The organism is Mesobacillus boroniphilus JCM 21738 (assembly GCF_000517385.1).
GTDB lineage: Bacteria > Bacillota > Bacilli > Bacillales > Cytobacillaceae > Mesobacillus > Mesobacillus boroniphilus.
This window is the reverse complement of sequence record NZ_BAUW01000193.1, coordinates 1-2,061: the sequence shown is the minus strand read 5'-3', so window position 1 is coordinate 2,061 and position 2,061 is coordinate 1. Positions and strand designations below refer to the sequence as shown.

The window sequence follows — 2,061 nt, the reverse complement described above, 5'->3', positions numbered from 1 at the left end:
AATGTAGTGTAGTGCTTTGAAAAATCAAGAATCATTTTTAAAGAGGAGAAATCACCTAAAATTTAACAAATAATAGGTGATTTTCACTCCTTTTAAAGTACTTAGGGTTTTATAACTTTTAATCATTTTTTTGATTAATTTGCTTTGGTTTATTTTTGTTATTTTTAATATATAGATTGTCGAAAGCCACTCCACAGGCTTTAGCGTGAGTGACTGGATCGTATATCACGCTGTTTTTCAAGACTGTATAAATAAGGGCCGCTATCTTACCGCATAAATGTCCTATTGCTTTTTTCTTGTTCATTCCTTCGGCTACCTTACGGTCATAGTATGCTTTAAAGACGGTAGGCTGTTTTTGTCCGTTCGCCAAAATTATTAAGGCGATTTGATATAGGACTCTTCTGGCATCTCTAACACCGCTGTATGTCTGTCTTGTGCCATTTACTGATGTTCCTGACTGCTTGTTTTCCGCAGATACACCGAGATATTTCTTGAACTCTTTGTATGTACTAAATCGTTCAACGTCTCCTATGACACCAATCAAAGTACAAGCGATGTTTTCACTCACAAATGGAAGGGACAATAAAATTTCTGTATAAGGGTGAGGGTCTATTCCTTTGTCAGGGTCTCCCCATAAAAGTTTATGAATCTCTTGGTCAATAAGCTTGAGGCTTTTTTCGAGTCTCAAGGCTTCTTCTATAACCCATTTTTGCCTTTCTACAAGATGTTCAGCTGGAACTGCGATGGTATTGGGCATTACTTTAGCCAATGTGTTCGCTGCTTGTTTAGCTACACTTTTTGCACCAGCTTTCAATAAAACATTATACATCTCTTCTGCTGTCGCTTCTTTCATATGTAGACCCGTAGGGTACTCTAAGACTAATTTCAATACAGAGATGCTAGATAGGCTCTTAAATGCTTTATTTAAATCAGGATGAGTGACTTTTAAAAGCTGTTGAACCTGATTCTTTCGACGAGTTAGTTGTACGTTTAAATACCATCTGTCCCTCATCACAGTCCTAAATAAGGATTGAAGAACAGATTGAGGTCTTATAAGTGTTACACCTTGCATATGGGGATGTAGTTGTTTATGCCACCCCATATATGCCATTACTTTGGCATCCATTGAGTCCGTTTTTTCAGAGATGCCTAAGTTTTTTTGGCGAAATTCACTTACTGCACTATTCTCAACTTGAAATAGGTCATAACCTTTATTTAGTAAAACTTGCTGTACCAGATATGAATAGTGCCCTCCTGTTGGTTCCAAAAGGATTAAAAAGTCTTTTGGGGTAAGAGAGAACTGCTCTTCAATTTTTCCTAAAGCATCTAAAAACTCAGCTATACCAGCACTATCGGAGTTGAATTTCATTGTCTTCGTCCGTTTCCAGGCAATGCCTTTAGGATCCAAGAATGCATCAAACGGAATACAGGATGCAACGTGAAAGCTCGCTCCAATATCAATGCCGACATAAAACTGATAAAACTTACGCTGTCCTTGATTGTTATGCGTGTCGTTTCCATAACTAAATGGAGTAATGGTAGTGTTCATCATTTCTCCTCCTAGCCGCAGTATGACATATCTGACTATCCAAGTTTCTGTGAGAGCTTTACGCCCAATGTAGTATGTCAGGATTATATCGCCAGATATTAAATCTCATATTTAACACAAGAGTCTAGTTTCCTAGCTCCAATCAACGGTAGAGTTTCAACTGCTATATATTGTTTTTGTTTTTCTTCAATATAGTCTCTTAAACAAAAAATAAATTACGACATAAACCTTCAAAATTCCTCCTTAAAAACAAAAAATCCTGTAAAAAATACAGGAATGGATTTGAGTAATTAAATTGGAGTGCAGTGCCGTGTACTTGTGTAAGTGGAGTGCCCCACATCAATATTAGAGGTCTAAATATTAGCCCCATTCCAGTAAGTCGGAATCACTATAAAGGTCACTGCACACTTCTATTTTAAAGCAAAAAAAGAAATAAAAAAACCAGTGTCCTCAAACAAACGGTAGAGTTTCACCATTTGGGAACCCACGTTCAATACAAAAGTACACTGGCG

At 37.0% G+C, this 2,061-nt stretch carries 1 protein-coding gene; it reads right to left on the bottom strand.

Features of this window, described 5'->3' with window-relative positions; translation table 11 throughout:
• Positions 1-118 precede the first annotated feature (118 nt).
• Entirely contained in the window at positions 119-1,549 is a 1,431-nt protein-coding gene (locus tag JCM21738_RS21645; protein ID WP_023626274.1) for an IS110 family transposase, read from the bottom strand.
• Between the last annotated feature and the right edge of the window lie 512 nt (positions 1,550-2,061).